This window comes from Arthrobacter pullicola (assembly GCF_014836875.1).
In the GTDB taxonomy this organism is placed as follows: domain Bacteria; phylum Actinomycetota; class Actinomycetes; order Actinomycetales; family Micrococcaceae; genus Arthrobacter_B; species Arthrobacter_B pullicola.
Genome location: NZ_JACSQC010000001.1, coordinates 63,265 through 85,327, shown reverse-complemented (window position 1 = coordinate 85,327; position 22,063 = coordinate 63,265). Strand labels below are relative to the sequence as shown.

Genomic DNA, 22,063 nt, shown 5'->3' with positions numbered 1-22,063 from the left:
AAGGGCAGGGGTGGGTGGCCTAGTTCAGGCCCGGCTGGAAGACCACCTTGATGCAGCCGTCCTCCTTCTTCTGGAACTTTTCGTACAGCTCCGGAGCTGCGTCCAGACCGGCACGGTGGGTGACCAGGTCCGTGACTCCCAGCGGATCCGCCGGGTCCTCCACCAGCGGCAGCAGGTCATCGACCCAGCGCTTTACGTTGCACTGGCCCATGCGCAGGTTCAGCTGCTTGTCGAACATGGTCATCAGCGGCATGGGGTCAGCGGTGCCGCCGTAGACCCCGCTCAGCGAGATGGTGCCGCCGCGGCGCACGGCATCGATGGCGCTGTGCAGGGCCGCCAGACGGTCAACACCGGCGGTTTCCATGGCCTTCTGGGCCAGGGCATCCGGCAGGATTCCGACGGCGGCCTGGGCAAAGGCACCAGCGCCGGAGCCGTGCGCTTCCATTCCCACAGCGTCCACGACTGCATCCGGACCGCGGCCCTGGGTCATCTCCCGCAGCTCGTCCCCGAGGTCCTTGGACAGGTCCAGAACCTCGGTGCCATAGCGGGCTGCAAGGTCTCGCCGTTCCGCCTGGGGCTCGACGCCGATCACGCGGTAGCCGAGGTGGGTTCCGATCCGGGCTGCGAACTGTCCCACCGGGCCCAGCCCGTAGACTGCCAGGGTGCCGCCGTCGGGCACATTGGCGTACTTCACGCCCTGCCACGCGGTGGGGAGGATGTCGGAGAGGAACAGGTAGCGGTCATCGGGGAGTTCGGATCCGACGACGATCGGACCGTAATCCGCGTGCGGCACCCGCAGGTATTCGGCCTGGGCGCCCGGCACCGATCCATAGAGCTCTGAATAGCCGAACAGTGCGGCGCCCATGCCCTTGTCGCGGACCTGGGTGGTTTCACACTGCGTCTGCAGCCCCTGCCGGCACATAAAGCACTGTCCGCAGGCAATCTGGAACGGAATCACCACCCGGTCGCCGCGCTTGAGGTTGGTCACCGCGCTGCCGACTTCCTCGACGATGCCCATCGGCTCATGCCCCACAATGTCCCCGGCATTCATGTAGGGGCCCAGGACTTCGTAAAGATGCAGGTCGGAGCCGCATAGTGCGGTGGAGGTGATCCGGATGACCGCGTCCGTGGGCTGCTCGATCACCGGATCGGGGACCTCCTCGACGCTGACCTTCCGCTTGCCCTGCCATGTCACTGCCTTCATGCCGGCCTCCTGATCGTTGCTTGATGAATTGGCTCCATCCTGCCAATTCATAAGCCTGCTGACACAATTCATAAGCCTGCTGACAATTCGGGGAGGGGGATCCGCGGCCCGAAGCCCCGAATTCAGGTCAGCCGGGCCTCCGGGAGGGCCGAAGAGCGGCAGCATCATGCTGCTGGAAGGCCAGCTCGAACGCCTGCGTGTTGCCCAGGGGGTGCACGGGTGCCCGGAGCCGGGGAGGTTCACAGGACGGGAGGCGGGAGGGCAGGCGCACCGAGACGGTGGTGTGCCCGCCGTCCAGGGGCAGGCACGGGACCTGGCCCGCCTGCAGGAGCAGCTCGTCGAGAACGGTTGCCTCCAGATGCAGGGCCTTGGTCAGGTTGACGGCCACATGGGTGCCGAGGGTGGCAGTGTGCCGGAGGATTTCCAGCAGGTCCGGGCAATTGGCCTGCACCAGGCACCCGCGCACCTCAATGCAGGCAGACGAGCTTGCCGTATCGATACTTACGAGTACCCGCAGGTTGTGTTCCATGCCAACTCCACGCACGAGGGGATCCGCGGCTTCTGCTTAACCTGCCGAGAATGCTAGCAAGGCCGGGCACCCGTGTCGCGCCGTAATTACCGCTCCCCGGACTTTCGCCGGGTACCGGCCGGTAGGGGTTGCTGTGCCGGAGCGGCGTGCCCATTATTGGCGGCTATTCACGCCCGGCAGCCAGTACGGTTTCCGCCGTTGCCTCCGCAATCGCTTCCTCTTCGTCCGTGGGAACCACCAGTACCTCGATCGCCGAATCGGCGGTGCTGATCCGGCGGACCTCGTTTGACCGGACACTGTTGGCGGCCTCATCGATCCGGACGTCCAGGGCGCCGAGCAGCGCCACGACCCGCGCGCGGAAGGCGGCGTCGTTCTCTCCGATTCCGGCGGTGAAAATGATGGCCCGCGCTCCGCCCACGGCCACATGGTAGCCGCCAATATATTTGGCCAGGCGGTAGGCGGAGATCTCCAGGGCCAGTTCCGCCTGCTGGTCTCCCGCCTCGGCAGCGCTGGTGATCTCCCTCATGTCCGTGTTGCCGCTGAGGGCCAGAAGCCCCGACTCCCGGTTCAGCAGCGAGTCGATGTCATCAGCGCTGTACCCTTCACGGGCCAGGAACACCAGGATTGAGGGGTCGATGTCGCCGCTGCGGGTGCCCATCACCAGTCCTGCCAGCGGGGTGAAGCCCATGGAGGTATCGATGCTCCGGCCTCCCTGCAGGGCAGTCACCGATGCGCCGTTGCCCAGATGGGCCACAACGGCGTCGAACTCCTCCAAAGGTATGCCCAGGAAATCGGCGGCCAGTTCGCTGACGTAGCCGCAGCTGGTGCCGTGGAAGCCGTACCGGCGGATCCCGTACCGGCGGTAGAGGGGTGTCGGGATCGCATACCGCCAGGCGCGCGGGGGCAGGGTCCGGTGAAACGCGGTATCAAAAACAGCCACCTGGGGGATGCCCGGATAACGTTCGGCGACCGCCCGGATGCCCATGGCGCTGGCCGGGTTATGCAGCGGCGCCAGCGGGCTAAGCCGTTCAATGGCGCGGGTGATCTCATTGTCCACCAGGACGGGCTGGCTGAAGCGCTCGCCGCCGTGGACCACGCGGTGGCCTACGGCTTCGATCTTTTTCCCCTGCAGAGCCTGCCCGACCTCCTCGCTGAGCCGCAGCAGCGCGGCCCGGTGGTCCGGCACCTCCGACTCGCCGATCCGGTCGATGAGCCCTTTGGTCAGAATTTCGTGGGTGTCGGTATCACGCACCTGGTATTTCAGCGACGAGGAGCCTGAGTTAACCACCAGAATCAGCATTTAGTCCTCCTGCGCCTGGATGGCCGTGATGGCCACGGTGTTAACAATGTCCTCCACCGTAGCGCCACGGGAAAGGTCGTTGACGGGTTTGCGCAGGCCCTGCAGCACCGGCCCGACGGCGACGGCCCCCGCAGACTGCTGGACCGCCTTGTAGGTGTTGTTGCCGGTGTTCAGGTCCGGGAAAATGAACACGGTCGCCTGCCCCGCCACGGAGGACCCCGGCGCCTTGGACGCCGCCACCGAGGCATCCACTGCGGCGTCGTACTGGATGGGCCCTTCCACGGGAAGCTGCGGCCGGGCTTTGCGCACAATCTCCGTGGCGGTCCGGACTTTGTCCACCGCCTCCCCGTACCCGGAGGTGCCGGTGGCGTAGGAAAGCATGGCTACGCGGGGAGCGACGCCGAACTGTGCGGCAGTGTCGGCAGAGGCCTGGGCGATATCCGCCAGCTGCTCGGCATTGGGGTCCGGGTTGACCGCGCAGTCACCGTAGACCAAAACCCGGTCCTGGAGCAGCATCAGGAAAACCGAGGAAACGATCTGTGAGCCTTCCTTGGTGCGGATAAACTCCAGGGCCGGCCGGATCGTGTTGGCAGTGGTGTGCGCGGCGCCGGAGACCATGCCGTCCACCCGGCCCAGCTTGACCATCATGGTTCCGAAATATGCCCCCTGGGCCATACGTTCCTGGGCGTCCTCCAGGGTGACACCCTTTTTGGCCCGCAGCTGCTGATATTCCCGGGCGAAATCGTCCCGCAGTCCGCTGGTCGCAGGATTGATGATGGTGATTCCCGTCAGGTCGATGCCCTCGCTGGCGGCGAGCTCGCGGACCTCAACTTCGGGGCCGAGGACCGTCAGGGCGCAGACATCCCGGCGGCGCAGGATCTCCGCCGCCCGCAGGATCCGCACGTCCAGCCCTTCCGGAAGCACAATATGCCGGCGTTTGGTCCGGGCCCGGACGATCAGTTCGTTCAGGAAGCGCAGGGGAGTGGTCTTTTCCGGACGGGGGAGTTCCAGCCGCTCCAGCAGTTCCTGCTCGTCCACGTAGCGGGACCAGACACCGAGTGCCGCTGCGACCTTGCGGCGCTGGCCGGTGGCGATTTCGCCGCGGACCTGGCTGACGTCCCGGGCCGCGGTGTACGTGTCACTGTCCACGGCAAACACGGGGAAGGGGGCCTGGGCGAGCAGCGCCAGGATGCCGGGGTCAAGGGGCAGGCCCCCGGTGAGGATCATCCCGCTGGGCACGGGGAACTCCGCCGAGAAGGAGGATGCCAGTGCCGCGACCATCACGTCTGCGCGGTCGCCCGGGGCGATCACCAGGGACCCGTCGACGAGCTGGGTGATGAAGTTGCTGACAGTCATCGCCGCGACCTTGATGCCTGTGACATCGCGTTCCAGGGACCTGCTGCCGGCAATCTGCCGGGCGGAAAGGGCCTTGGACACCTCGGAGATCGACGGCTGGGAAATTTCGTTCAGCTCAGGGAGCACGTAGACCGGCCGGTGGGAGGCGCCGGGCCGGACGTTCGCCCGGACTTCGTCCACCGAAGATTCTTCGGCCCGGTTGACCATTATGGCCAGCAGGTCGCACTTAGCGGCAGCCAGCTGGCGGCGGGAGACATCCACGGCGTCGGCAACCTCATCGACGGACATATCCCGTGCGTTGACCACGGCCATGACCATGGCGCCCAGGTTATTGGCCAGGCGGGCGTTGAGATCGAACTCGAGGGCGACGTCGTGCCCGGAAAGATCTGTTCCTTCCACGATCACCACATCGCAGTTCGCCGCGATCTCGCTGTAGATGGCCATGCAGCGCGCGTCGACTTCGCCGCGCTCCCCGGCCACCAGCAGCGCCCTCAGCTCGGGCCGGGTCAGGCCGCCGCGGCAGTTCGAGGTGCTTAGGTTGAAGCGGCGCTGCATCAGGCGGACCACCGGATCGTCCTCGCGGTCGGGTCCTTCGACGATGGGCCGGAAGAAACCCACCCTGTCGGCGTGGCGGTGGAGCATATCCGCCAGCCCCAGACTGATCAGCGTCTTTCCCGATCCCGGCGTCATCGCGCTTACGTAGATTCCGCGGGCCATTGGAGCATCCGATCTCTAGGAGGGGCCCGCACCCGGTCCTCGTGGGGCAAGCCACCTCTATCCTCCCAAATGCCCACTGCACTTCGCTACCGCCCTGTGCCTACACTTGTACCCCTTGGCCCCACTGGGGCCTTCCTGTCAGCGCCCCACAGCAAGGATCCCGGAGTGAGTCTTTTCCGAACCAAGCCCATTGAGAAATCACTGGCCGACGCCGACGAGGAAGGCCGCCGGCTTCGGCGCTCGCTGACCACGTGGGACCTGATGATCATGGGAGTCGCCGTCGCCGTCGGTGCCGGCATCTTCTCCGTGGGCGCCAAAGCCGCAGCCGAATTTTCCGGCCCGGCCGTGACGCTCTCCTTCGTGCTTGCTGCGATCACCTGCGCGCTGGCGATCATGTGTTATGCCGAGTTCGCCACCGCGATTCCGGTGGCCGGCTCCGCCTACGTTTTCAGCTACGCCACGATGGGGGAGCTGGTCGCCTGGATTATCGGCTGGAACCTGATCCTGGAGCTGTTCACCGCGGCGGCCGTGATCGCCAAGTACTGGGGCATCTATCTCAGTGAGGTTTTCGCCCTGATCGGCTGGAACATTCCGGCCAGCATTTCGCTGGGGCCGATCGAAATGACCTGGGGTCCGTTCCTGATCGTGGCAGTCTTCACCGTGCTGCTGGTGATGGGGACCAAGCTCTCCGCACGGGTTGGCAACGTCTTCACCCTGATCAAGATCGGCGTCGTCCTGTTCGTGATCGTCGCCGGCTTCTTCTACATCGACTTCGATAACTACACCCCGTTCATTCCGGACGCAGTCTCCACCGCGGCCGCCGGAACGGAGGGTGTGATGGCGCAGTCGCTCTTCTCCTTCCTGACGGGCGCTGCCCCGGCCCAGTACGGACTCATGGGCGTCTTCGCCGGCGCCGCCGTCGTCTTCTTCGCCTTTATCGGGTTCGACGTCGTCGCCACCTCCGCCGAGGAGGTCAAGGACCCCGGGCGCACCCTGCCGCGCGGTATCTTCGCCGGCCTGGCCGTGGTCACGGCCCTGTATATCGGGGTTTCCCTGGCCCTGACCGGAATGGTCTCCTACACGGACCTGGCGGCGGCGGAAGCGCCCAACCTCGCCACAGCGTTCACCCTGGTCGGCAATACGGGGGCCGCGCAGGTCATCGCCATCGGCTCGCTGATCGGCCTCACCACGGTCATTATGGTGCTGCTGATGGGGCTGGCCCGGGTGGTGCTGGCCATGTCCCGCGACGGCCTGCTGCCCCGCGCCCTGTCCAAGACCAGTTCCAAGCACGCCACCCCTGCCCGCCTGCAGATCCTGTGCGGCGTGCTCGTGGCGCTGGTGGCTGGGTTCACCCAGGTGGATGTCCTGGAGGAAATGATCAACATCGGCACGCTTTCGGCCTTCGTGGTGGTCAGCGCCGGGGTGCTGGTGCTGCGGCGGAAGCGCCCGGACCTGAAGCCGGCGTTCCGGGTGCCCTTCGGTCCGGTGCTGCCGGTGCTGTCCACCCTGCTCTGCCTCTACCTGATGACCAACCTCTCGGTGGAAACCTGGATCCTTTTCGCCGGCTGGCTGCTTCTCGGGTTTGTGGTGTACTTCGGCTACAGCCGCCGCCGCTCACGGCTGAACCCGGCAGTGGAGGAGAAAGAGGCTGCCGCCAAGCGGACGGCGGCCGGGGAGGCCTAGGCTGTGTTGCGCGGTGCTACGGAGTGGTTCAGCTTTGTCCGGACCGGTGGCAGACTGGGCGCATGCTTGTAGCCTTCTCAGTTGCCCCTTCCGGCGTGGGTCCGGAGACCGGCCCCGCCGGTCCGTCCGCAGACGCTTCGGTGCACGACGCCGTTGCCGCCGCCGTGAAGATCGTCCGCCAGTCCGGCCTGCCGAACCGCACCGACGCCATGTTCACCACCATCGAGGGTGAATGGGATGAGGTCATGGACGTGATCCGGCGCGCCACCGAGGCCGTGGGCCGGTATGGCAGCCGGGTCTCGCTGGTGCTGAAAGCCGACATCCGGCCCGGCCACACCGGTGAACTGACCGGCAAGGTCGAGCGGCTGGAAAAGGTCCTGGACGCCGAAGACGAATACCGCGGGCACTCCTGATGGCCGGCCAGCACCAGGGCATCAGGGCAGAGCACGGCAGCGGCGACTGGGCCGACGTCGATTCCTACCTCACCGGCGTCGTCGTCCACCCTGACGCGGCGCTGGTGGCCGCGGTGGAGGACGCCGCCGCAGCCGGCCTCCCGCCCATCGAAGTGAGCCCGGGGCAGGGCAAGTTCCTCATGCTGCTGGCGCGGCTGGCCGGCGCCCGCCGGATCCTGGAGATCGGCACCCTCGGCGGGTTCAGCACGTCCTGGCTGGCGCGCGGACTGCCGGCGGACGGCTCCATGGTGACCTGCGAATACGTGCCCCTGCACGCGGAGGTGGCGCGGAAGAACCTGGACCGCGCCGGCGTCGGGCACCTGGTGGACATCCGGGTCGGCGCCGCCCTGGACACCCTTCCCGGGCTGGAAGGCAGCGAACCGTTCGACCTCGTGTTCATCGACGCGGACAAGGAAAGCAACCCGGCCTATCTGGAGTGGGCCATCCGGCTTTCCCGGCCCGGCACGGTGATCGTCCTGGACAACGTGGTGCGCTACGGCGGAGTGCTGGATCCCGACGGCGACTCAGCCATCCAGGGCACGCGCGCCGCACTGGAACTGATGGGTTCGCACCCCCGGCTGGAATCGACGGCGCTGCAGACCGTGGGCGCCAAGGGCTGGGACGGCTTCGCCTTGGCCATCGTGACCTAGGCACCCGGCAGGTTCCGCCGCGCCTAAGCTGGAAGCATGAGCTTTGCGCATTTCCCGATGGCTGACGCCTGATGGGCAGGAAACGTCCCGGCCGGGCTGCCCCGGACCAACCATCAAGTGACAGCGCCGGTCCCGTGCCCGGCCGGCATGAGATTGATACCGGAACGTGCGAACTGCTTCCGGACCAGTTTTCCTCCTCCGGCTGGCTGCTGAAGATCAACGGCGTGCACTCCTCCCATATTGACCTGGAGGATCCGCGGGAACTCGACTTTGAGTACATGCGCTGGATCGCCGCCCTGGTTGAGTCCCGGTTCGATCCGGAGACCAAGCTGCGGGCGCTCCATCTGGGCGGCGGGGCGTGTTCCATGGCCCGCTACTTCGCTGCTGTCTACCCGAATGCCCGGCAGGTGGTCGTGGAACTGGACGGCCGGCTCGCGGAACTGGTGCGCGGCTGGTTCGACCTGCCGCGTGCTCCGCTGATGCGGCTGCGCGTGGGCGAGGCCCGTGAGGTTACCGAGTCGCTCAGCGAGGACAGCAGGGACCTGCTGATCCGCGATGTCTTCGCGGGAGATAAAACTCCGCTGCCGCTGACCACTGCCGAATTCCTGGGCCATGCCAAGCGGGTGCTCGGCCCCGGCGGACTGTACGTGGTCAACTGCGGGGACGCCCCGGACCTGCGCACCGCCCGCCGGGAAGCGGCAACCATTGCCGCGGCCTTCCGCCACACGGCGATCATCGCGGATCCCGCCATGCTCAAGGGCCGCCGCTACGGCAACATCATCATCGCCGGAGCGGATGTGCCCTTCGCGGAGGATCCGGGGCTGCCGCGCAGGCTGCTCGGCGGGGCCGTGCCGGCCCAGCTCTGGGACGACGCCAAGGTGCGCGGGTTCGCCCGCGGTTCCCAGGTGCTCCGGGACGCCGAAGCGGGGCTCCCGGCAGCCGGTTAGCAGCTTCCTCAACCAGGAATGGTGCCCCCGCCGGATCGGCAGGGGCACCATTTTTGTGTGGTTCTGTTCAGCTGGAACCTACACGCCGAGGGCTGCTTCGATCGGGCCGACGCAGAAGAAGACGGCAAACGCGGCGGCGACAATCCACATCACAGGATGGATTTCCTTCGCCCGGCCCTGGAAAACGCGGATCAGTACGTAGGAAACGAACCCGGCACCAAGACCGTTGGCGATCGAGTAGGTGAACGGCATCAGGGCGATGGTCAGGAAGGACGGCAGTGCCAGTCCGATGTCCGACCAGTCGATCTTGCCGACCTGGCTGACCATCAGGTAACCGACGACGACGAGCGCGGGGGCCACGGCCTCGAACGGGACCAGGTAGATCAGCGGGGTCAGGAACATGGCCGCAATGAACAGCAGGCCGGTGACGATGGACGCCAGGCCGGTCCGGGCGCCTTCACCGATGCCGGCACCGGATTCGACGAACAGCTGGTTGGAGGAGACGCTGGCGCCGCCGCCGGCGATGGCACCCGCGGCGTCCACGAGGAGCACGCGCTCCACGTTGGGGATGTTCCCGTCCTTGTCGATGCTTCCGGCTTCGCTGGACAGGCCAACCATGGTGCCCATCGCATCGAAGAAGATGCTCAGGAGGATCACGAACGCCAGCAGGGAGGCGCCGATGATGCCCAGCTTCTCGAAGGAGCCGAAGAGGTTGAAGTTGCCGATCAGGGACAGGTCCGGCGCACCCCACTCCGGCATGCTCGGCGTGACCAAGGACCAGCCGGTCGCCTTGCCCGCGCCCTGGCTTCCCGGCGATGCCACAGCCTCGATGATCACGGCGAGCACGGTGGAGGCCAGGATGCCGATCAGGATCGCGCCGCGGACCTTGCGGGCCATCAGCCCGATGGTCAGGATCAGGCCGAAGGCGAACACGAACGTGGGCCAGCCCAGCAGTTCGCCGCCGTCGCCGAGCTGCACCGGCACGGTGGTGCCGGCGGCGTCGGGGATGCGGCGGACAAAGCCGGCGTTGACAAAGCCCAGCAGTGCGATAAACATGCCGATGCCCACCACGATCGCGGTCTTCAGGCTCGCGGGAACGGCTTTGAAGACGGCTGTCCGGAAGCCGGTGAGGACCAGGATGAACATGGTGATGCCCGCCAGCACCACCAGGCCCATGACATCCTGCCAGGTGAGGTTGTCATTGGTGGCCACTGTGACGGCTACGAAGGCGTTGACGCCCAGGCCCGTGGCCATGGCGAACGGGTGCTTGGCCCAGGCGCCCATGATGATGGTGAGGACGCCGGCCACCAGCGCGGTCGCCGCTGCGATGGCAGGGCCGCCGAGGGATCGGCCGGTGCCGTCTTCGCCGCCGAGGATCAACGGGTTCAGCACCACGATGTAACTCATGGCAAAGAAGGTGGCCAGACCTCCACGGATCTCCGTCCCTACCGTGGAACCGCGCTTGGAGATTTCAAAATACCGGTCCAGTCTGGAACCTTGCTTGAGCATGGCGGATTTCCTCTGAAGATGTTGTGGTGTCTGGGAGAGCGGACAGGCCGCATTCCGATAATAGTCCTGCGTGGAAGCAGGCCCTTAACCGTGTGTACGCGTGTTTGACCTAAGTCACAGTGCCGGTGCCCTGCGCAGTAGGCTGGTTTCAGGAGCACAACCGATGACGGTTGGGCGCGTATCCGAAGGGAGCCGGTAATGTCCGATTCAGAGTGGAATGCGGCCACAGCCCGGTCCGGGATTGTAGTAGGCGTTGACGGTTCGGATCAAAGTATCTGCGCGCTGACCTGGGCGGCGCGGGAAGCCCGGCGGCGGGGGGTTCCGCTGCACGTGGTGACCGCCTACACAGTTCCCATCTTTGCTGCGTCTTCGATGGACGCCGGTTACACGGCCATTGACGACGCCGTGATCCGTGACGGTGCCCGCTCCGTGCAGGAGAAAACCCTGGCCAGGGTGTCCCCGCACGGCCTGGAAATCGTCCCCCGCGTCGAAAGCGGAGACGCCGCCGCCGTCCTGCTGGAGCTCTCCGAAGATGCCGAACTGATGGTTGTGGGCTCGCGTGGCCGCGGCGGATTCGTAGGACGGCTCCTCGGCTCCGTCTCCAGTGCGCTGCCGGCCCACGCAAAGTGCCCCACCGTCATCGTTCCGCTGCGGACGGCTGGCCGGCTGCCGGAATCCGGCGTGGCCGCACCGGCGGGTTCTCCGGTGACCGACGACGTGCATCAGGCTGTAGTAGTCGGCGTGGACGGTTCCGAACACGCACGCGCGGCTTCGCTGGCTGCAGCCGAGCAGGCCCGCAGCATGGGCCTGCCGCTGCGGATCGTGTGCGCGCTGCCCCCGTTCAGCGGCTCCCTGGCCTGGGTGCCGGCGCCCTTGGATGTCGAAGCGCTCCACGAAGAACTGATGGTGCAGCTTTCTGCGGGGCGGGAATGGCTGCAGAGCCACTTCCCGGACCTGGAGATGTCAGTGGAATTGGTGGATGGCCCGCCCGCGGAGATTATGGTCGAACGCACGGCGAAGGCCGAACTGGTGGTCCTGGGTACCCGGGGCCGCGGCGGATTCACCGGGATGCTGCTGGGTTCCACCAGCCAGAGCGTGCTGCACCATGCCAAGGGCCCGGTCATGGTGGTTCCCGATCATGAGGACCCCCGCCTGACTGACCGTCCGAAGTTCGGTCCGATGGTGGAGCAGTAGCCCGTCCGGAGACAGATGCCTAGGCGTGCCGTTCACCCTCGTGGACGGCATGCCGCTCGGGCTCGAGCTGGAAGGTGCAGTGCTCGGTGTCGAAGTGGCTTGAGAGACAGGTCCCCAGCCGGTCCAGGATGGTGTCCATCCCGTGCGGCGTCAGGTATTCCTCATCCACCACCACGTGCGCGGAGAAGACCGGAACGCCGGAGGTGATCGTCCAGATATGGATGTCATGGGCGTCGCTTACGCCTGCGACCGAGACAATGTGCTCGCGGATCATTTCCACATCCACACCCTGCGGAGTGGCTTCGAGCAGTACGCCAATCACCTCCCGCAGCAGCGACCACGCGCGCGGCAGGATCATAAACGCGATCAGGAATGATGCCCAGACATCCGCCTGCTGGTAGCCCGTCAGCATAATGACGAGGGCGGAGACCACTACGGCGGCGGAACCCAGCAGATCTCCCAGGACCTCCAGGTAGGCTCCGCGCACATTCAGGCTTTCCTTGCGGCCGCTGCGGAGGATGAACAAGGACACCAGATTGGCCAGACCGCCAATGACCGCTGCGAAGAGCATGATGCCCGTCTGCACCTCGGGGGTGTCCCCGATCCGCCGGATCGCTTCAGTGAAGATCACGACGGCAATCACGATCAGCAGCAGCGAATTCGCCAGGGCGGCCAGGACCTCGGCGCGCTGGTAGCCGTAGGTCCGTTTCGACGTCGCCGGCCGTCCCGCAATCCAGGCCGCGAGCAGGGCGATGGAGACGCCGGCGGCGTCGGAAAGCATGTGTCCGGCGTCGGCCATCAGGGCCAGGGAGCCGGAGACCAAGGCGCCCGCAGCCTGAATGAAGACCACGGAGAGTGTAATCAGAAAAACGGCAAGCAGCTTGCGGCGGTGCCTGCCGGTGGCAGTGCCCTGCGGCAGGCCATGGCTGTGGCCGGAGTGATTCCCCATACTTACAGGCTAGCCCCAGCCGAGTTCGTGCAGCCGCGCGTCGTCGATCCCGAAGTGGTGGGCCACTTCGTGGATGACCGTGATCCGGATTTCGTCCACCAGTTCCGCCCGGGTTTCGCACATCCGGGTCAGGGGTCCGCTGAAAATAACGATTCGGTCCGGCAGGGAGCCGGCTCCCCACCAGGAATCCCGTTCGGTGAGCGGCGTTCCGTCATAGAGTCCCAGGAGTTCAGTTCCGGGGTCCTCGCCTGGTCCGGGAACGTATTCGTCCTCGACGAAAACGGCCACGTTGTTCATGGCCTTGGCCAGGTCGGCGGGAATGGAGTTCAGGGCGTCGTCGACCGCTGCTTCGAAGTCGTCGGGAGTCATCTCGATCGGCACGCTTCCACTCTAGTCTGTGGCACTCTGATGGCTCAGGGGGACGCTATGGCAGCCCTGTCTGCGGCCGTTTTTGCGCCGATTTTGGAAATCCGGGAAGTAGGCCCTATAGTTTTATAGGTCCGCAGCCGGGAAATCTGACTGACACCGAACTGACACGCAGAAGTGCTTAGATGTTCGGGGTTAGCCAAGTTGAACGCTGCGTGTTCTGAGCCCCCATCGTCTAGCGGCCTAGGACACCGCCCTTTCACGGCGGCGGCACGGGTTCGAATCCCGTTGGGGGTACTCACGAAAGTGGTAAATCACCGGCTGAAAAGCTGGTAGAGTTGACACTCGTGAAATGCAAGGCCCTGTAGCGCAGTTGGTTAGCGCGCCGCCCTGTCACGGCGGAGGTCGCGGGTTCAAGTCCCGTCAGGGTCGCTCAGATTTTCTGAAGCGATTTGGAAGATCTCGGTGATCATCGATTCGATGATGCCCGGCTCTGTAGCTCAGTTGGTAGAGCGTTCGACTGAAAATCGAAAGGTCACCGGATCGACGCCGGTCGGAGCCACCAGCTAAAAACCCCGTACTCATTGAGTGCGGGGTTTTTCTTTGCCTTCCGGTTTCTTCCCGGTTGTGGTTGTGTGTACCTGCACGTGCAGGAGCATGCAGCCGGTGCGCCTGCCAGGGCCACGCCAGAGGAGGCGACATGCCCGGCTGCAACACGAACCCGCACCCGGCGGGCCGGGGAAAGTTCCACCGATGAACCCGGCGGACCCGGCGAACGACGGCGACGCTCAGGCTGCGCCATTCAACGGGCGGCTTGCGCTGCTGCTGGCCATGGCGATGTTCGTGCTCGTCGTCGACACATCGATCATGAACGTCTCGATCTCCGCCGTGGTGCGGGACGTCGGGGCCACCGTCAGCGGCCTTCAGTCGACGATCGCGCTCGAGGCACTGGTCTCCGCTGCCTTTATCCTGATCGGCGGCAAGATCGGCGACCTGATCGGACGCAGGCGCGCCTACGTGATCGGGCTGGTTTGCTATGCGGTCGGGGCCGTGGCGATGACGCTGGCCCAGACCCTGCTCCCCATCATCATCTTCTGGGCCGTGATCGGCGGCCTGGGAGCATCTCTGCTCCTTCCCTCCATTCAGTCCCTTATCCACGGCAATTTCGAGGGAACGGCGCAGAAACGGGTCTATGCCCTGGTCGGAGCCTCGGCTGCGATCGCCGCGGCAGTCGGGCCGCTCCTCGGTGGCTTCATCACCACGTTCCTGTCCTGGCGTGTTGCCTTCCTGCTCGAGGCCCTGGTCATCGCCGTCGTGCTTGCCGGCATCAAGCTGGTTCACGACGTCCCCTATCTGGGACCGCGAACGCTGGACATCATCGGATCGCTGCTGTCCATCGTGGGCATGGGCGGAATCGTCCTCGGCATCCTGGTGTGGCAGGAGGGCGGCGAAGCGGTGGGCGCCCTCCTGGCCGTCGGTGCCGCCGGGCTGGCCGGGCTGGTCTACTGGCTCGTTCGGCGCAAGCGCCGGGACAAGCCGACACTGCTGGACCCGGGTCTGTTCGGCTCGAAAGCCTTCCGGTTTGGTGCCACGGGGCAAATGCAACAGCAGATCGCCCTGGGCGGCACCATGATCGTTCTGCCCATCTACCTCCAGATGGTGCTTGGATACAACGCGATGCAGTCTGGGTTGTCGATCGCCCCGCTCTCGCTGACCATGTTCGCGGTCGCCATGCTCGCGGGTAAGCGGACCGGGAAGCGGCGTCCGGCCAGCCTCATCAGGTGGGGCTTCCTGCTCCTGGTCGTGGGGCTCGGGGTGCTCGTGCCGATCGTGCCGCGCGCGGACTCCGGCTGGTGGCTCCTCCTCCCGCTGGTCATCGCGGGAGGCGGCCTCGGACTGCTGGTGTCCCAGCTGAACAACTACACGCTGTCCCCGGTCTCGGACGAACGGGTCAGCGAGGCTGCGAGCGTGAACTCGGCCGCCGGGTCGTTCGGCTTATCCTTCGGGCTCGCATTTGCCGGCGGCGTTATGCTGGCGGCCCTGTCCCTCATCTTCACCAGCATGGCGGAGTCGAGCACGATGCTCCCGCCCGATGAGCAGCAGCAGGTTGCCCGGGTGCTCGAAGACGATGCCCAGGTGCTGAGCAACACACAGCTCGAGGTGCTCCTCGCCACCCAGCCCGAGGAGATCCGGGACGAGATCGTGCGCATCAACACGGAGGCTCGGCCGATCGCCCTGCAAATCGCGCTGTTCATTCCCATCCTCGCCGGGCTCTTAGGCCTGCTCACGTCCTTCCGCATGATGCGGCTTCCGGATCCCAAGCCCTCCGCTTCCGGGGAGGGGACAATTCTGGGCTGAACCGCCCAATTCCGGGTTGGTGGCTCCGCCGTGGACAGGGGTGCCCTGTTCAACTCCTCCTTTAGCGGGTTCACTGGGACGCCCGACCACTACCTGGAGGACAAAGATGTTTCCAAGCAGCGAGAGATTCGAATGGGAGTCCGTCAGCCCCCACGAAAGCCAGGCGCTCAGTGAGGCGGAGTGCTGGGCCCTGCTGACCGGCGAGAGCACCGGACGCATTGCGTTCCTGCAGGATGGCCGTCTGCTCGTCTTCCCAGTGAATTATCTGGTGAACGGGAACTCTGTCTACTTCCGGACCAGCAGCCAAAGCGGGCTGGCGCTCCTGCCGGGGGACCTCAACACCTCCTTCCAGGTGGATTCCCATGACGGGGAGCGCATGGAGGGCTGGTCGGTCCTGGTCAGTGGACGCGCCAACGCTGTCCGGGACGAATCCCTGCTCACCACGCTGTGGGGTCTGAGGGCCGCGGCGCCCTACGGCGGCGGAGAGCGAAACCTGTTTGTGGGCATCGATCCAACCGAGGTGACGGGCAGGCGGGTGCGGATGGCCTGACCCCTTCCCTGCCCAACAAAGCAGGTGAGGGGCTAGGCTTGGCTGTTATGGATGACGCCCAGAACACGCCGGGGTCCGGTCCCGCCGATCCCGGAGCACAGCCAGCATCACCGTTGCCGCCGCAGCCGGGCAAACCGGCCAGCCGCCCTGTTCCTCCCGCTGGCCAGCGAACCCCCGCCGGCCAGCCCGCTCCCGCAAACCAGCACGGTCTTGCCGGGGCATCGGCTCCGCCGCCCGGGCCAGGACCCAAACCGCAGGAGCCAGGCGGCCACCCGGCAGCTGCAGTTCCGCCGGCCCCAGCCGCAGCGGCCCCCGCCACCCCCGTCCCCGGTACCGTTGCGCCTGCTGCGGCCGTGCCTGCAGCAGTCCCTGCTCCCTCCGGTGCAGAGGCAGGCGGCCGGACCGCTATCTCCGAACAGGCCGTCGCGAAAGTTGCTGCCATTGCCGCCCGCGCTGTTCCGGGCGTCCACACGCTGGGATCCGGCGGGGGACGGACGCTTGGCGCGGTGCGTGACGCCGTCGCCGGTTCGGACAGCAGTGCCACCGCCGGCGTGAACGTCGAAGTGGGGGAGACCGAGGCAGCCGTGGATATCACCCTCGTCGCCGAGTACGGCACGCCGCTGACCGGTATCGCCGACAACGTGCGGCAGGCCGTCTACACCGCGGTGGAAGACCTGGTGGGATTGAACGTCGTCGAGGTCAATGTCTCCATCGCTGACGTACATATCCCCGAAGTGAGGCAGGAACTATGAAACCGACCGTGGTGGGCATGGCCGTAGGTGCCGTGCTGGCCTTCACCGCCCTGATTTTCGACTTCTGGGGCTTCCTGCTGATGGCCCTGTTCATAGCAGTCGGAGCCTTCCTGGGCCGGGCGGCAGAGGGCAAGGTCGACTTCCGCAGCGTGCGGGATGCGCTGACCGGACGCCGTTCGTCCTCGTGAGCAGTGCCGTGATGACAGCCCCCGCCGGGACCCGAACGGCAGCCAAGCTGGCCGGGCACAACCGGATCAGCACCCAGGCGCTAACCAGCACCGCGCAGGCGATGGCCGCGGAACACTTCGGCATCCCTGCCTCGGCGATCCGCGTCACCTGGAGCGATGATGAGGGCCTGCTCGCCCTGTCCCTGGCCCTGCCCGTGACGATGCCGCCGCTGGACGCCGTCGTAAAGGACCCAGGACTGGTGGAGCGCACCGGCGGGTCAGTGTGGCAACGGGTCCACGCAGCCAAGCCCCTGCTGCTGCAGCGCATCACCTACCTCACCGGCTCGATCCTGTCCCTTGTGGACATCCGGGTGACCGGGATCCGGGTGCAGGAAGGGAGCCGGGTCCGTTGAGCGGGACAACCTCTGCGCCGCCGGCCGAAGGCACCATCAGGCGGATCGTGCGGCGTGAAACCCATGCCGCCCGCACAGTTCCCGCGATCATCGCCGCGGTCCTGGGCATCCTGTTCTGCCTCTACGTCCTGCTGGAATCGGTCCTGCAGTCGCTGGGCCAGGAGGAATGGCTGATCGATCCGCCAACCTTCGCGCACTGGCTCGCCGGCCTGCCGCGGGACGCGGATCCGGTGTACCTGGGACTGGCCGGGGGCCTGATCTTCCTGGCCGGGCTGTGGTTTTTCCTTATGGCCGTCCTCCCGGGGCGCCGCGCCCGTTACGCCATCCCCAACCCGCGTGCCGCCGTCGTGGTCGAAGCCGAAGTGCTGGCAGCCTCGCTGGCCCGCCGCAGCCGGTTGACCGCCGGTGTCGCCGCAGGCCAGGTCCTGGTGACGGTGGGGCGTACCCGCGTTGAGGTCCGCATCCGCCCCACGTCCGGGATTCCCGTGGACGCCGACGCCGTGCGGGCCGCGGTGGAGGACGAACTTGCGCTGACCGGGCTGGAACCCCAGCCCGCCGTCCACATCCAGGTTTCAACGATGGGGGCGATCGGCCAGTGAACCGCACACCACGAACCCTGAACCGGGTCCTGCTGGGGCTGGCAGGCCTGCTCCTGCTGGCCGTCGGCAGCGGCCTGGTCCTGCTCAGCACCAGCCCCGCCGCGGCCCGCTGGTGGCAGGACACTGCGCCGTCGCTCGTGGCCGATGCCGGGCGGGTGCTCGAGGACACGGCCATGCCCGGCCAGTCGCAGAGCTGGCTGTGGCCGCTGCTGGCACTGACCATGGCGGTGACCGCTGTGCTGCTGGTCCTCTGGATTTCCGCCCAGGGCCGCGGCCGGGTGGACACGCTGGTGGCGGAGTACGACGACGACGGCGCCCCCGGCCGCATCGCGGTCAGCGGCGCTGTGCCGGAGCAGGCGCTGCGGGCAGCACTGCAGCAGGACCCGGACGTGATGTCGGTGGCGGTGAGTACCTGGGCACTGCGTTCGGGAACCGGGCTGCGGGTCCGGATCACGCCCCGCCAGGGGGCGGCGCCGCACCTGGTCGCCGCCGACGCCACGCACTTGGTTGATGCCCTGGACAGTGCCCTCGGCCGCAGCTCCACCGTGCTGATCAGCCTGGAGGCCGGACCGCGCTACCGGCTCGGCCGCGAGGACCGGGTGCGCTAGGAGGCGCGGGCCAGCTGGCGGATGGGAATCCAGCGTCCGGCCAGCCGGCGGTACGCAGCGGCGGCGCCCGTCATGTCTCCCTCGGCGAGGGATTCGATGCCCAGCCGCACGTCCGACGGGGAATCGTCCGGATAGACCAGCTCCGCTACCGGCCCGTAGTCCAGCTCCAGCACCGCGTCCGGGGAGAAAACGTCCAGCCAGGCCACAAGGTCGGTGAGCTCATCCAGCAGATCCAGCTCCGGTGCCGCCAGCGCAAGGGCCGCGGCGGCATGCCGGGCCCGTTCGATGCACTGCTGGATCGGCGCGGACAGACGGACGGTGAGGACCCGGCCGTCGTCCTCAATGACCTCTGCCTGGTCGTCCTCATGAATCAGGACGAACCAGCCGAACGGCACGCCCCAGGTGGCAGAGCGGGTGTGCAGCTTGGCGAGGGAATCAGCGAAGGCGTCCGGATCGATGCGGGCTGCATGGGCTTCCCTGGCGACCTCCGGCAGCAGCACGTTCACCAGCGGCCCGTTGACCGTCTCGCCAAGTGACTCGGCCGCCAATGAGGTCCGCACGGCCAGCTGGTTGGGGCAGTAGAGGCGGGTGGTGGTTCCATCCGGCCGCGGATGGTGCAGCACGCGGACCAGGTCAGTCGAATTGTGCGGGAAAGGATCCGACACAGCCCGGACCAGGCGCCGGACAGCGTCGCTGCGCTCCAGCACCTCAGTCTCATGCCGCGCACGGGAGCGCTGGTCCAGGATCCTTAGCTGCTGGTCGTCGTCGAAGGCATCCAGCGGTTCATAGACGCGGAGATAGGACACGTACGGGAACGTGCGCCACGCGGTACCCCCGGATCCCCCGGCCACGGCTAATCCAGCTCCACGATCACGGGCGCATGGTCAGAGGCGCCCTTGCCCTTGCGTTCTTCCCGGTCGATGTGGGCGCCGGTGACCCGTTCCGCCAGGGCAGGGGAGCCCAGGGCGAAGTCGATGCGCATGCCCTGCTTCTTCGGGAAACGCAGCTGGGTGTAATCCCAGTACGTGTAGACGCCCGGGCCTTCGGTGTAGGGCCGCGAAAGGTCCTGGAAACCCGCATCCAGGAAGGCCTGGAAGGCGGCGCGCTCCGGTTCGGTGACGTGGGTGGCGTTCTGGGCGCGGAACCAGTCGATGTCCCACACGTCCTCATCGCGGGGAGCGATGTTGAAGTCACCCATCAACGCCAGGTTGAGCTTGGGATCAGCTTCCACCCAGGCTGCTGCCTGGTCCTTGAGGACCTTCAGCCATTCCAGCTTGTACGGCATGTGCGGATCACCCACGGCCCGGCCGTTGGGAACATAGAGGCTCCAAATCCGGACTCCGCCACAGGTGGCGCCGATGGCCCGGGCCTCAGCGGCGGTGGTTTCCTCGGTCTTGCCGAAGTGCGGCTGGCCCGGGAACGTGCGTTCGACGTCGTCGAGCCCCACCCGGGACGCGATGGCGACGCCGTTCCACTGGCTCAGCCCAAAGTGCGCAACTTCGTAGCCGTTGGACTCGAACATGTCCCACGGAAAGTTCTCATCCTTCGCCTTCGTTTCCTGGATGGCGAGGACATCCACGTCGGAGCGCTGCAGCCAGGCTTCAACGCGGTCGGCACGGGCACGGATGGAGTTCACGTTCCAGGTAGCAATCTTCACCCTTGCTACGTTACCCAATCCGGGCATCTGCGTCCTGCGGTGCGGGGTCGCGCGTCTCTGGGGTTCGAGCGTCCCTGGCGAGTCCTGGGTGGCCCGCGCCGGGTGCCCGCCCGTTGGGTGCCGGGTACGTGGGCGCCCGCCCGGCGGGCGGACCGGAACGGCGGCAACGAAATTCCTCGCTCGCAGGGCTCGCTAGGAATATTAAAGCCGCCTCACCCGGCCCGTCCGGCGGGCTGGTTCTGCGTCCGGATCCGGGGTACCGGGTGGGCAGGTATGGCGGGTTCTGCCCGGTGTAGGTCACCAGAGCTGCGCATCCAGCGTGTGGAAGTCCGCCGGGAGGAGCCGCACGTCGGGGAAGCCCGGCCAGGGGTGGGGGAGCTGCATGATGCGAGTCGAAAACCCATGCGGTGCCGTCCTCTGCGACACGCGTTCCTACTCCACTGCGTACTGGGGCTGGTGCTATACGGAGCCGGAGGACCGCAGCCTTGTGGTGAGCGCGTGGGCGTGCTGCAGCAGCAGGCTGCCGAGCTCCGGACGCCGTTCGGCCGTGAAGCGGGACTCGATGCCCGTGAGGCTCAGTGCCCACGCCGGCTGGCCCGCCCGGTCGAAGACTGCTGCTCCCATTCCCCAGCTGCCCGTGACGATCAGTTCCGGGTTAACCGCGTATCCGGCAGCACGGGTGTCGGCAATCCGGGCCCGGAGGGACTCCCGGTCGTGCTCGGCCCCAAAATCCTTGGAGAGGTCGGCGTTCGCCAGGTAGCGCTCAATGGCGTCTTCCCGCAGGAAGGCCAGGATGGCGAGGCCCGCCGAGGCAACTCCTAGGGGAAAACGCTTGCCTTCGTACAGAACGAACGAACGGATGGGGAAAGCGCCGTCCTCCCGGAGCAGGCAAACGCTCTCGTCCCCGCGGCGCACGGAGAAAAAGGCGCTCTCCCCGGTCGCGTCGGCCAGGGCTTTGACGTGTTCCCGGGCAATGCCGGTGACGTCATACCGCTCTGCAGCCACCGAACCCATCAAGTAAAGCTCTGGCCCCAGGAGCCAGCGGCCGGTCCGCTGATCGTGGTCCAGGAAACCCTCGGCAGTAAGGGATGCCAGGAGCCTGTGCGCGGTGGGACGCGGCAGCGAGGTGCTCCGGGCGACGTCGCTTGTGCCGATGCCGTGCGGCATAGCGGCACTGACCGTCCGCAGCACCTGTGAGAGGCGATGCACCACCTTGGCGCCTTGGACCGTTTCGTTCATGTCCACATTATGAACGCATTGCCGGCTGTCACTCACCTTATGAGCAATTTCCTTCCCTGAGTGGCCTTTCCTTGACCACGAATTAGCGGCTATCTAGCGTCATTGCCAGGACCACGACCGGGTCCACAATGTGGTCCGAGAGGTGGGAACAAGTGGGTTCAAAGACTTTTAGCAGTGCGGTGGAGGCCCTCGCGGGCACCGTGCGCGACGGGATGACGATCGCAGTGGGGGGATTCGGCCTCAGCGGGATCCCTACGAACCTCATCCAGGCGCTGCGGGACAGCGGCGCCACCGGGCTGATCATCGTTTCCAACAACATGGGCGTGGATGGCAAAGGACTCGGACTGCTGTTGGAAAACAAGCAGGTTTCCAGGGTGCTCGGCTCCTATGTCGGCGAGAACAAGCTGTTCGCTGAGCAGTATCTGTCCGGGGATCTTGAGGTGGAGTTCGTCCCGCAGGGAACCCTGGCTGAGCGGCTGCGCGCCGGCGGCGCAGGAATTCCGGCCTTCTATACGCCCACCGGAGTGGGGACGCCGGTGGCGGAGGGAAAGCCCGAAGCAGTCTTCGACGGAAAGCGGGCCATTCTTGAGCGCGGTATCACCGCCGACATTTCACTGGTGCGGGCACATCAGGCAGATCCGGAAGGCAACCTGCGGTACCGGATGACGGCGCAGAACTTCAACCCGCTCGTCGCCACGGCCGGACGGCTCACCATCGCGGAGGCGGAAGAGCTGCGGCAGGATTTCCTGGACCCGGAGCAGATTCATACCCCCGGCATCTACGTCCAGCGGGTCATTGACGCGGGAAACACCGAAAAACACATCGAGCAGCGGACCGTTCGAGTCCGGACGGGAGCCTAGGACC

At 66.4% G+C, this 22,063-nt stretch carries 23 protein-coding genes and 3 tRNA genes; 16 read left to right on the top strand and 10 right to left on the bottom strand.

Going from position 1 to position 22,063, the window contains the following annotated elements; genetic code table 11:
- Positions 1 to 19: 19 nt before the first annotated feature.
- The 4 genes from H9638_RS00455 to pta all read right to left on the bottom strand — a co-directional run bounded on the left by H9638_RS00455 (position 20) and on the right by pta (position 5,106).
- Positions 20 to 1,204, bottom strand: a complete 1,185-nt coding sequence (locus H9638_RS00455; RefSeq protein WP_191745235.1) for a zinc-dependent alcohol dehydrogenase — start codon at positions 1,202 to 1,204, stop codon at positions 20 to 22.
- Between the two features lie 127 nt (positions 1,205 to 1,331).
- On the bottom strand, positions 1,332 to 1,733 hold the full coding sequence (locus H9638_RS00450) for a hypothetical protein (protein WP_191745234.1): 402 nt from the start codon (positions 1,731 to 1,733) through the stop codon (positions 1,332 to 1,334).
- 163 nt (positions 1,734 to 1,896) lie between these two features.
- Entirely contained in the window at positions 1,897 to 3,033 is a 1,137-nt protein-coding gene (locus H9638_RS00445) for an acetate/propionate family kinase (RefSeq protein WP_191745233.1), read from the bottom strand.
- The gene (gene pta / locus H9638_RS00440) at positions 3,034 to 5,106 is read right to left on the bottom strand and encodes a phosphate acetyltransferase (protein WP_191745232.1); all 2,073 of its coding nucleotides are present in this window, start codon (positions 5,104 to 5,106) and stop codon (positions 3,034 to 3,036) included.
- Positions 5,107 to 5,271: 165 nt separating this feature from the next.
- Here pta and H9638_RS00435 point away from each other — a divergent pair, with 165 nt between their 5' ends.
- The 4 genes from H9638_RS00435 (at position 5,272) to H9638_RS00420 (ending at position 8,838) form a co-directional block, all read left to right on the top strand.
- Entirely contained in the window at positions 5,272 to 6,789 is a 1,518-nt protein-coding gene (locus H9638_RS00435; RefSeq protein ID WP_191745231.1) for an amino acid permease, read from the top strand.
- A 62-nt stretch (positions 6,790 to 6,851) separates the two neighbouring features.
- Positions 6,852 to 7,202, top strand: coding sequence for a thiamine-binding protein (locus tag H9638_RS00430; RefSeq protein ID WP_191745230.1), 351 nt, complete (start codon positions 6,852 to 6,854; stop codon positions 7,200 to 7,202).
- Entirely contained in the window at positions 7,202 to 7,891 is a 690-nt protein-coding gene (locus H9638_RS00425) for an O-methyltransferase (RefSeq protein WP_191745229.1), read from the top strand. Before H9638_RS00430 ends, H9638_RS00425 begins: the two co-directional genes overlap by 1 nt.
- Before the next feature lie 71 nt (positions 7,892 to 7,962).
- Positions 7,963 to 8,838: a spermidine synthase gene (locus H9638_RS00420; RefSeq protein WP_191745228.1), complete on the top strand. Its 876-nt coding sequence runs from the start codon at positions 7,963 to 7,965 to the stop codon at positions 8,836 to 8,838.
- Positions 8,839 to 8,916: 78 nt separating this feature from the next.
- Here the strand turns inward: H9638_RS00420 and H9638_RS00415 are convergent, their stop codons facing one another.
- The gene (locus tag H9638_RS00415; protein ID WP_191745227.1) at positions 8,917 to 10,347 is read right to left on the bottom strand and encodes an NCS2 family permease; all 1,431 of its coding nucleotides are present in this window, start codon (positions 10,345 to 10,347) and stop codon (positions 8,917 to 8,919) included.
- Positions 10,348 to 10,545: 198 nt separating this feature from the next.
- Here H9638_RS00415 and H9638_RS00410 point away from each other — a divergent pair, with 198 nt between their 5' ends.
- Positions 10,546 to 11,541 carry a universal stress protein gene (locus H9638_RS00410; RefSeq protein ID WP_191745226.1) on the top strand — a complete coding sequence of 332 codons (996 nt, stop codon included), beginning with the start codon at positions 10,546 to 10,548 and terminating at the stop codon, positions 11,539 to 11,541.
- 19 nt (positions 11,542 to 11,560) lie between these two features.
- Here H9638_RS00410 and H9638_RS00405 read toward each other — a convergent pair whose 3' ends face one another.
- Positions 11,561 to 12,490: a cation diffusion facilitator family transporter gene (locus H9638_RS00405; protein ID WP_191745225.1), complete on the bottom strand. Its 930-nt coding sequence runs from the start codon at positions 12,488 to 12,490 to the stop codon at positions 11,561 to 11,563.
- A gap of 9 nt (positions 12,491 to 12,499) precedes the next feature.
- Positions 12,500 to 12,859 carry a metallopeptidase family protein gene (locus H9638_RS00400; RefSeq protein WP_191745757.1) on the bottom strand — a complete coding sequence of 120 codons (360 nt, stop codon included), beginning with the start codon at positions 12,857 to 12,859 and terminating at the stop codon, positions 12,500 to 12,502.
- A 221-nt stretch (positions 12,860 to 13,080) separates the two neighbouring features.
- Here H9638_RS00400 and H9638_RS00395 point away from each other — a divergent pair.
- From H9638_RS00395 to H9638_RS00350, 10 genes are all read left to right on the top strand, one after another.
- Positions 13,081 to 13,153: transfer RNA gene (locus H9638_RS00395), tRNA-Glu, on the top strand.
- A 61-nt stretch (positions 13,154 to 13,214) separates the two neighbouring features.
- Positions 13,215 to 13,288 (top strand) — tRNA-Asp (locus H9638_RS00390).
- A 57-nt stretch (positions 13,289 to 13,345) separates the two neighbouring features.
- Positions 13,346 to 13,421 (top strand) — tRNA-Phe (locus tag H9638_RS00385).
- Between the two features lie 188 nt (positions 13,422 to 13,609).
- Entirely contained in the window at positions 13,610 to 15,214 is a 1,605-nt protein-coding gene (locus tag H9638_RS00380) for an MFS transporter (protein WP_191745224.1), read from the top strand.
- A 106-nt stretch (positions 15,215 to 15,320) separates the two neighbouring features.
- Positions 15,321 to 15,764 (top strand): pyridoxamine 5'-phosphate oxidase family protein, encoded by a 444-nt coding sequence (locus tag H9638_RS00375; RefSeq protein ID WP_191745223.1) that lies wholly within the window; start codon positions 15,321 to 15,323, stop codon positions 15,762 to 15,764.
- Positions 15,765 to 16,117: 353 nt separating this feature from the next.
- Entirely contained in the window at positions 16,118 to 16,516 is a 399-nt protein-coding gene (locus H9638_RS16680; protein ID WP_318241730.1) for an Asp23/Gls24 family envelope stress response protein, read from the top strand.
- Positions 16,513 to 16,704, top strand: coding sequence for a DUF2273 domain-containing protein (locus H9638_RS00365; RefSeq protein ID WP_066300812.1), 192 nt, complete (start codon positions 16,513 to 16,515; stop codon positions 16,702 to 16,704). Before H9638_RS16680 ends, H9638_RS00365 begins: the two co-directional genes overlap by 4 nt.
- Positions 16,705 to 16,715: 11 nt before the next feature.
- The gene (locus H9638_RS00360) at positions 16,716 to 17,096 is read left to right on the top strand and encodes a hypothetical protein (RefSeq protein ID WP_191745221.1); all 381 of its coding nucleotides are present in this window, start codon (positions 16,716 to 16,718) and stop codon (positions 17,094 to 17,096) included.
- Positions 17,093 to 17,695 (top strand): DUF6286 domain-containing protein, encoded by a 603-nt coding sequence (locus tag H9638_RS00355; RefSeq protein WP_191745220.1) that lies wholly within the window; start codon positions 17,093 to 17,095, stop codon positions 17,693 to 17,695. The genes H9638_RS00360 and H9638_RS00355 overlap by 4 nt, the downstream gene beginning before the upstream one ends.
- On the top strand, positions 17,692 to 18,303 hold the full coding sequence (locus H9638_RS00350) for a hypothetical protein (RefSeq protein WP_191745219.1): 612 nt from the start codon (positions 17,692 to 17,694) through the stop codon (positions 18,301 to 18,303). The genes H9638_RS00355 and H9638_RS00350 overlap by 4 nt, the downstream gene beginning before the upstream one ends.
- On the opposite strand, the gene H9638_RS00345 is transcribed toward H9638_RS00350, so the two are convergent.
- The 3 genes from H9638_RS00345 to H9638_RS00335 all read right to left on the bottom strand — a co-directional run bounded on the left by H9638_RS00345 (position 18,300) and on the right by H9638_RS00335 (position 21,199).
- A complete protein-coding gene (locus H9638_RS00345) occupies positions 18,300 to 19,109 on the bottom strand; it encodes a hypothetical protein (protein WP_318241729.1) in 810 nt (269 codons plus the stop codon). The two genes, H9638_RS00350 and H9638_RS00345, sit on opposite strands and share 4 nt — an antisense overlap.
- Before the next feature lie 47 nt (positions 19,110 to 19,156).
- Complete coding sequence (locus H9638_RS00340) at positions 19,157 to 19,960, bottom strand: exodeoxyribonuclease III (protein WP_191745217.1); 804 nt, start codon at positions 19,958 to 19,960, stop codon at positions 19,157 to 19,159.
- Between the two features lie 459 nt (positions 19,961 to 20,419).
- Positions 20,420 to 21,199, bottom strand: a complete 780-nt coding sequence (locus tag H9638_RS00335) for an IclR family transcriptional regulator (RefSeq protein ID WP_191745216.1) — start codon at positions 21,197 to 21,199, stop codon at positions 20,420 to 20,422.
- A 212-nt stretch (positions 21,200 to 21,411) separates the two neighbouring features.
- Between H9638_RS00335 and H9638_RS00330 the strand changes: the two genes are divergently transcribed.
- Positions 21,412 to 22,059 carry a CoA transferase subunit A gene (locus H9638_RS00330; RefSeq protein ID WP_225216900.1) on the top strand — a complete coding sequence of 216 codons (648 nt, stop codon included), beginning with the start codon at positions 21,412 to 21,414 and terminating at the stop codon, positions 22,057 to 22,059.
- Positions 22,060 to 22,063 lie beyond the last annotated feature (4 nt).

Bases quoted from the DNA above. Each gene is read 5' to 3' on its own strand.
- H9638_RS00425 (WP_191745229.1), top strand. From the start codon at position 7,202: ATGGCCGGCCAGCACCAGGGCATCAGGGCAGAGCACGGCAGCGGCGAC.
- H9638_RS00365 (WP_066300812.1), top strand. From the start codon at position 16,513: ATGAAACCGACCGTGGTGGGCATGGCCGTAGGTGCCGTGCTGGCCTTC.
- H9638_RS00410 (WP_191745226.1), top strand. From the start codon at position 10,546: ATGTCCGATTCAGAGTGGAATGCGGCCACAGCCCGGTCCGGGATTGTA.
- H9638_RS00360 (WP_191745221.1), top strand. From the start codon at position 16,716: ATGACAGCCCCCGCCGGGACCCGAACGGCAGCCAAGCTGGCCGGGCAC.
- pta (WP_191745232.1), bottom strand. From the start codon at position 5,106: ATGGCCCGCGGAATCTACGTAAGCGCGATGACGCCGGGATCGGGAAAG.
- H9638_RS00450 (WP_191745234.1), bottom strand. From the start codon at position 1,733: ATGGAACACAACCTGCGGGTACTCGTAAGTATCGATACGGCAAGCTCG.
- H9638_RS00335 (WP_191745216.1), bottom strand. From the start codon at position 21,199: ATGAACGAAACGGTCCAAGGCGCCAAGGTGGTGCATCGCCTCTCACAG.
- H9638_RS00430 (WP_191745230.1), top strand. From the start codon at position 6,852: ATGCTTGTAGCCTTCTCAGTTGCCCCTTCCGGCGTGGGTCCGGAGACC.
- H9638_RS00415 (WP_191745227.1), bottom strand. From the start codon at position 10,347: ATGCTCAAGCAAGGTTCCAGACTGGACCGGTATTTTGAAATCTCCAAG.
- H9638_RS00330 (WP_225216900.1), top strand. From the start codon at position 21,412: ATGACGATCGCAGTGGGGGGATTCGGCCTCAGCGGGATCCCTACGAAC.
- H9638_RS00375 (WP_191745223.1), top strand. From the start codon at position 15,321: ATGTTTCCAAGCAGCGAGAGATTCGAATGGGAGTCCGTCAGCCCCCAC.
- H9638_RS00405 (WP_191745225.1), bottom strand. From the start codon at position 12,490: ATGGGGAATCACTCCGGCCACAGCCATGGCCTGCCGCAGGGCACTGCC.
- H9638_RS00400 (WP_191745757.1), bottom strand. From the start codon at position 12,859: ATGACTCCCGACGACTTCGAAGCAGCGGTCGACGACGCCCTGAACTCC.
- H9638_RS00445 (WP_191745233.1), bottom strand. From the start codon at position 3,033: ATGCTGATTCTGGTGGTTAACTCAGGCTCCTCGTCGCTGAAATACCAG.
- H9638_RS00380 (WP_191745224.1), top strand. From the start codon at position 13,610: ATGAACCCGGCGGACCCGGCGAACGACGGCGACGCTCAGGCTGCGCCA.
- H9638_RS00455 (WP_191745235.1), bottom strand. From the start codon at position 1,204: ATGAAGGCAGTGACATGGCAGGGCAAGCGGAAGGTCAGCGTCGAGGAG.
- H9638_RS00420 (WP_191745228.1), top strand. From the start codon at position 7,963: ATGGGCAGGAAACGTCCCGGCCGGGCTGCCCCGGACCAACCATCAAGT.